Origin of the sequence: Allochromatium humboldtianum (assembly GCF_013385175.1) — a bacterium.
GTDB classification, from domain to species: Bacteria; Pseudomonadota; Gammaproteobacteria; order Chromatiales; family Chromatiaceae; genus Thermochromatium; species Thermochromatium humboldtianum.
On record NZ_JABZEO010000021.1, the window covers coordinates 36,650 to 42,930 of the forward strand.

General features: G+C 63.3%; 9 protein-coding genes. 6 read left to right on the top strand and 3 right to left on the bottom strand.

The window, feature by feature from the left end; translation table 11 throughout:
• Position 1 precedes the first annotated feature (1 nt).
• Entirely contained in the window at positions 2 to 640 is a 639-nt protein-coding gene (thiE, locus tag HW932_RS19270) for a thiamine phosphate synthase (protein WP_176978093.1), read from the bottom strand.
• Positions 641 to 672: 32 nt separating this feature from the next.
• On the bottom strand, positions 673 to 1,491 hold the full coding sequence (gene thiD, locus HW932_RS19275) for a bifunctional hydroxymethylpyrimidine kinase/phosphomethylpyrimidine kinase (protein ID WP_176978094.1): 819 nt from the start codon (positions 1,489 to 1,491) through the stop codon (positions 673 to 675).
• A gap of 138 nt (positions 1,492 to 1,629) precedes the next feature.
• Here thiD and HW932_RS19280 point away from each other — a divergent pair, with 138 nt between their 5' ends.
• The 5 genes from HW932_RS19280 (at position 1,630) to erpA (ending at position 4,481) form a co-directional block, all read left to right on the top strand.
• Positions 1,630 to 1,794 (top strand): rubredoxin, encoded by a 165-nt coding sequence (locus HW932_RS19280; protein WP_012969351.1) that lies wholly within the window; start codon positions 1,630 to 1,632, stop codon positions 1,792 to 1,794.
• Positions 1,795 to 1,888: 94 nt separating this feature from the next.
• Positions 1,889 to 2,404, top strand: a complete 516-nt coding sequence (locus HW932_RS19285) for a DUF5063 domain-containing protein (protein WP_176978095.1) — start codon at positions 1,889 to 1,891, stop codon at positions 2,402 to 2,404.
• A 107-nt stretch (positions 2,405 to 2,511) separates the two neighbouring features.
• Complete coding sequence (locus tag HW932_RS19290; protein ID WP_012969353.1) at positions 2,512 to 2,877, top strand: HesB/IscA family protein; 366 nt, start codon at positions 2,512 to 2,514, stop codon at positions 2,875 to 2,877.
• A gap of 22 nt (positions 2,878 to 2,899) precedes the next feature.
• Positions 2,900 to 3,922: an N-acetyl-gamma-glutamyl-phosphate reductase gene (gene argC, locus HW932_RS19295; protein WP_176978096.1), complete on the top strand. Its 1,023-nt coding sequence runs from the start codon at positions 2,900 to 2,902 to the stop codon at positions 3,920 to 3,922.
• 208 nt (positions 3,923 to 4,130) lie between these two features.
• Positions 4,131 to 4,481 carry an iron-sulfur cluster insertion protein ErpA gene (gene erpA / locus HW932_RS19300; RefSeq protein ID WP_176978097.1) on the top strand — a complete coding sequence of 117 codons (351 nt, stop codon included), beginning with the start codon at positions 4,131 to 4,133 and terminating at the stop codon, positions 4,479 to 4,481.
• Between the two features lie 75 nt (positions 4,482 to 4,556).
• On the opposite strand, the gene HW932_RS19305 is transcribed toward erpA, so the two are convergent.
• Positions 4,557 to 4,772, bottom strand: coding sequence for a hypothetical protein (locus HW932_RS19305; RefSeq protein ID WP_176978098.1), 216 nt, complete (start codon positions 4,770 to 4,772; stop codon positions 4,557 to 4,559).
• A gap of 207 nt (positions 4,773 to 4,979) precedes the next feature.
• Here HW932_RS19305 and tyrS point away from each other — a divergent pair, with 207 nt between their 5' ends.
• Entirely contained in the window at positions 4,980 to 6,182 is a 1,203-nt protein-coding gene (gene tyrS, locus HW932_RS19310; RefSeq protein ID WP_176978100.1) for a tyrosine--tRNA ligase, read from the top strand.
• Positions 6,183 to 6,281: the final 99 nt, after the last annotated feature.

The window sequence follows — 6,281 nt, forward strand, 5'->3', positions numbered from 1 at the left end:
CTCAATGGGTCTCCTTCGGAAACAGGTTGGTATAGGCACGGGCGGCGGCGGTGATGTCGGCTTGGGCGAAGACGCCCGTGACGACCGCGAGCATATCGGCCCCCGCCGCGATCAAAGACCCGCCATTGTGTGGCGTGATGCCGCCGATCGCAACCAATGGCAACGCGACCCGCCGGCGGGCCTCGGTCAGCAGGCCGGGATCGGGGCGCACGGCCTTGGGTTTGGTCGTCGAGGGGAAGAAGCTGCCGAAGGCGACGTAACTCGCGCCGGCGGCTGCGGCGGCCTCGGCCAGTGCGAGCTGGTCGTAGCAGGAGACGCCGATGATGGCGGTCTCGCCGAGCCGTTCACGTGCGGCGCGCGGGTCCGGGTCGTCGCGACCGAGATGCACGCCGTCGGCTCCCAGTTCGACCGCCAGATCGAGATCGTCATTGACGATGAGCGGCACGCCGGCGACGCGGCAACGGGCGAGCAGGGCGGCGGCGCGAAGGCGGCGCTCGTCGCGCCCGTGGGTCTTGTCGCGATACTGGATCACACGCGCCCCGCCGGCGATGGCCGCATCGACCTGATCGACGAGCGTCGCGATCGTCAGCGGCGCATCGGGCGTGATGGCATAAAGACCTCGGAGAGATGTGTTCGACATGCGACTGTTTCGATTGTGTTGATTCTGTGTGTTCAATCGGCCGACGCTTGGCTATAGAGCCGGTTGGGCGTCAGTTGACAGCGCCCCGTGCGCAAGGCCCGTTCGAGCGCCGTCCAGGTATAGGCCTGAGCCGACTCGACCGCCTGAACCAGCGTCATCCCATGCGTCAGACGCGCGGCGATGGCACTGGCCAGGGTACAGCCCGAGCCGTGGTACTCGCCGGGCAGACGCGGCCAGTCCCAGGCGTGGCGCTCGCCGTCCGAACCGAAGAGCCGGTTGGTGACAGCCTCGGTCGCGTCATGGGTGCCGGTGATCAGTACCCAGGGCGCGCCGGCCGCGAGCAGACGCTCGGCACAGTCTTCGGGCGCATCGGCGCCGGTCAGGGCGCGCGCCTCGGGCAGATTGGGCGTGACCAGCGTGCAATGCGGAATGAGCGCCTCACGCACGGCCTCGCGCAACGCGGCATCGGCGACCGACTGGCCGGCACCTGTCGCCAGTACCGTATCCAGTACGACCGGAACGCGCGCACGCTCAGCCGTTGCGAGCGTGTCGATGAATCGGGCCAGCATCCGGGCGATGTCGGCGCCGCCGATCAGACCGATCTTGAGCGCGCTGGGCGGACTGTCGCTCAGCAGGCGTCGGCAGTGCGCCTCGATCTGCTCCGGCGGTTGCGGATGGAGCCGAGCCAGCCCGCAGGTATCCTGCTCGGTCAGCGCCGTGATCACGGTCAGCGGAAAAGCGCGCGCTGCCTGCACCGCCTCGGCATCGGCGAGGATGCCGGCCCCGCCGCTCGGATCATGCCCGCCGATGCAGAGCACCAGCGGTCGATCGGGTCGTTGGGTCTCCGTCATGGCGTACCCCAGGCATCCGCCGTCGCTTGAACTGCTCGGCCATGCCCCGATTCTGTCCGCCAGATCATCGGGCGCTTCGCCGGCCTATCGGTCGGGCAGGCGCCGAATTTACCCAGACTCAGGAAGCTGTAACCGTACATGAATACCTATCAATGTCTCGTTTGCGGGCTGATCTACGATGAAGCCCAGGGCTGGCCGGATGACGGTATCGCGCCCGGCACCAAATGGGAAGACGTCCCATCTGACTGGAAGTGTCCCGAATGCGGCGTCGGCAAGGACGATTTCGAGATGGTCAGGCTCTGAGCCGACTCGACGGTGACGACGGCACGGGGCCATGGCATGGCGAGCTTGGAGACCACGCCGGTCAAGTCGTTTTTTCTCGACTACACTCCTTGGCATGGACGCCATCACATCTCCCACTCGGGTTCTGGAGACTGGCCTCGACCATGATCTGGCCAGACTCGCCAGGCGTTATTGCGAACTCATCGAGACACGCGCGACGAAGCGCGGTGTCTGGCTGGCGCGGATCGCCGAGTTGCTGCCGCGACTACATGCCGGCGTCAGCTCGCTCGTCACCGCGAAGCCGCCGCCCGGCGATCGGCCGGAGCCTGTCGATCTGGACGCGCGTTTCGAGCTCTTCAGCCAACTACGCGACCTGCTGGCCGACTGCGACCCCTACTGGCTCGAATTCGACTCGGTGGCCGACGGCATGACCGCCATGACCGGCAGCCTCGCCGACGATCTCACCGACATCTATTGCGAGCTCAAGCAGGGTCTGACGCTCTTCGAGTTGGACCCGGACCGTGCGGTCACGGCCTGGGCGTTGGGCTACAGGCAGCATTGGGGACAGCACTTGGTCGATGCCGAACGCCATCTGGCCATGCTCCAATCACAATCACGGCTCGATCTCTAATACCGTGCATTTTACGCTGGCATTCCCAGTCGGCTTTCTGCTACGCTCCCGCGCTGATTTTTTGCGTGATATGCACGTATTTTCGAGTTTTCGAGAGGATTCCACCCATGTCCCTGGCGATCACCGAAGCGGACCTGACACTGACCGGGCCGGCTCAGGCCAAGATGAGCGATCTGTTCCAGCAGGTCGACGACAGCGTGCAGGGCGTGCGCGTCTTCGCCACTGCCGGCGGCTGTAGTGGCGTCAGCTTCGGCATGACCTTCACCGACGTCATCAACGAGGACGACGGCGTTCTGTCCTTCGACGGCTTCAAGGTCGTCGTCGACGACGGCACGCTCGAATATCTGCGCGGCGTCGAGATCGATTTCGTCGATCAGGGCGACGGCAACGCCACCTTCATCTTCAACAACCTGCCCCAGATGGGCGGCGGCTGCGGCAGTTGCGGCTCGTCCTCGGGCGGCGGTTGCTCCTGATCGACAGCGGAGTCCTTCGCGCATGATCCGAGTCGGAATCGTCGGCGGCACGGGCTACACCGGAGCCGAGCTGCTGCGTCTGCTGGCACGTCATCCTCAGGCTACACCTGCCGTCATCACCTCGCGCAGTGAATCCGGTCTGCCGGTGGCCGAGATGTTCCCGCATCTGCGCGGTCGGCTGGATCTGTGCTTCAGCGAGCCGGATACCGGCGCTCTGGCCGAGTGCGATCTGGTCTTCTTCGCCACGCCCAACGGCACGGCGATGAAGTCCGTGCCCGAGCTGCTCGAACGCGGCACGCGCGTCATCGATCTGGCCGCCGATTTCCGCCTGAAAGATCCCGCACTCTGGGAGCGCTGGTACGGGATGCCGCATCAGTGCCCGGATTTGCTCGCCGAGACCGTCTACGGCTTGCCCGAAGTCAATCGTGACGCGATTCGTAATGCACGGTTGATCGCCAATCCCGGCTGCTATCCCACGGCTGTGACCCTGGGTTTTCTGCCGCTGCTCGAACAGCGCGCGATCGATCCGTCCTGGCTGATCGCCGATGCCAAGTCGGGCGTGAGCGGTGCCGGTCGCAAGGCCGAGACCAATCTGCTGATGGCCGAAGTCGGCGAAAGCTTCAAAGCCTATTCGGTGAGCGGCCATCGTCATCTGCCCGAGATCACCCAGAATCTCCAGACCTTCGCCGGGATCGAGGTCGGCCTGACCTTCGTGCCGCATCTGGTGCCCATGATTCGCGGCATCGAGGCCACGCTCTACGCTCGCCTGACCGATGACAGCCTGGATCTCGCCGCCCTGTACCAGTCGCGCTATGCCGGCGAACCCTTCGTCGATTTCATGGTGAGCGGCAGCCCGGACACCCGCTCGGTGCGCGGCTCCAATGACTGCCGAATCGCTGTGGCGCGTCAGGGCGACATCGTCATCGTGCAGTCGGTGATCGACAATCTGGTCAAGGGCGCGGCCGGGCAGGCGGTGCAGAACATGAACCTCATGTTCGGATTCGACGAGACGCTCGGTCTGGAAGCCCTGGCCATGTTGCCTTGAGGCGTGATCGTCCCGCCCGGCTTGAACATCGCCCGCAGCAGACGCATGTCTCGTCCCTGAACAGTTTTGTCTTGGTCGGATTCGAGTCTGTTTGGGATTCGAGGCCAAGGAAACCCAGATTCAGTCGCTACCGGGCGCCAGCGTCACTCGGCGCCCGGTCCTGTCTTTGACCCGAGTCCGAAAGGGCTGGGTTCTTGCGGAGAAACCGATGAACGCCGAAGCCGATCTCGAAGCCCCACTCGTCTTTACCACGTCCGCCGCCTCCAAGGTCGCTGAGCTCATCCGCGACGAGGGCAATCCTGGACTCATGTTGCGCGTCTACATCCAGGGTGGGGGCTGCTCCGGATTCCAGTACGGCTTCACCTTCGACGAGGACGTGCAGGACGGGGATACCGAGGTTGTGACCGATGGGGTCAAGCTGCTCGTCGATCCCATGAGCCTGCAATATCTGATGGGCGCCGAGATCGACTATACGGAAGGGTTGCAAGGCGCGCAGTTCGTCATTCGCAATCCGAACGCGACGACGACCTGCGGTTGCGGTTCCTCGTTCTCGGCCTGATCGGCGCCAGACCGGCTCCGAGATCACGAACTCGGACGTGGGCGGATTCAGCGATAGCCCGCGTCCGAGCGCACCTCAGTTGGATTGAGGCGGAAGCTGGAGTGGGATGATGTGCGAGGGCAGATGCGTGCCCTGATTGGCTTGGCTTGGTCGATTGGCAAAATAGTCGAAGATGGCGTAACCCGCTCCAGCCACCGCCAGCAGCGCCAGAATCCGCAGGAACATCCCCAAGCCGAATCGACGCTTACGGCGCGGAGTCCATTCGGTGCGTTTGAATTTGTAGTCACGCATCATCGAAAATCTGCAATATTTCAAGAAATAACGCGATGTTTTCGCGTTTTGGCTAGTGTAGTCGCAAAGGCCCCGATCGAACAAGGTTCCCCCGGCTGAATGCTCGGGCCGGCCGCGTGCGGCTTGTCTAGGCTTGACGCGCGTCGTAACCTCCCGCTCTTTGCGCCCAGAGGCGCTTCCCTGAACATGCGGACCAATACAGCCACCATGGAATCTGTCGAGCGATCACTCGCGCTCATTCAGCGCGGCACCGAAGAAATCCTGCTGCAAGACGCCCTGCGCAAGAAGCTGGAGCAGGGGCGACCACTGCGTATCAAGGCCGGTTTTGATCCGACCGCGCCGGATCTGCACCTCGGTCACACAGTGCTCATCAACAAGCTGCGCCAGTTCCAGGAGCTTGGGCACGAGATTTTGTTCCTGATCGGCGACTTCACCGGCATGATCGGCGATCCCACAGGCAAAAGCGTGACGCGCAAACCCCTGTCGCGCGAAGAGATCCAACAGAACGCCCAGACCTATAAGGATCAGGTGTTCCGCATCCTCGATCCGGACAAGACCCAGATCCTCTTCAACTCCCACTGGCTCGATGACCTCGGGACGGCCGGTTTGGTTCAACTGGCCGCGCGCCAGACGGTCGCGCGCATGCTTGAGCGCGACGACTTCTCCAAGCGCTACAAGGCCGGTCAGCCGATCGCCATTCACGAATTCCTCTATCCGCTCATCCAGGGCTACGACTCGGTGGCCCTGCGCGCCGACATCGAGTTGGGCGGAACCGATCAGAAGTTCAACCTGCTCATGGGCCGTCAGCTCCAGGAAGCCTATGGTCAGGAACCGCAGGTCGTCATCACCCTGCCGATCCTCGAAGGTCTGGATGGGGTGCAGAAGATGTCGAAGTCGCTCGGCAACTATATCGGCATCGCCGATGCGCCCGAGGAGATGTTCGGCAAGCTGATGTCGATCTCGGACGATCTGATGTGGCGTTACTTTGAGCTGCTCAGTTTCCGCGAGCTGTCGGAGATCGAGGCCTGGCGTCGCGCGGTGAGTGAAGGCGCCAATCCGCGCGATATCAAATTCGAGCTCGGCTTGGAGCTGGTGACCCGTTTCCACGGCGCCGAGCAGGCGCGCAAGGCGCAGGAAGCCTTCGTGGCCCGGTTTCAGAAGGGCGCCATGCCGGACGACATGCCCTTTATCGAACTGGCCTGTTCCGATAGCGCCGGACTGCTGCTCGCCAACCTGCTCAAGGAAGCCGGACTCGTGGCCAGCACCTCCGAGGCTATCCGAATGGTACGCCAGGGGGCTGTGCGCATCGACGGCGAGCGCGTCGAGGATGCACAGCAGATCTGTGCGGTCGGCGCCGAACATATTTATCAGGTTGGCAAGCGCCGTTTCGCCAAGGTTCGGCTGGTTTGATGGAGTAGGGCGCACTTTGATTGTCAGCCCCAGTCGCCAGCTGATCTGTCACGTTGGAGAAAAAAATTGCATCATGGGGTTGACAGGGAAATTGAGGTG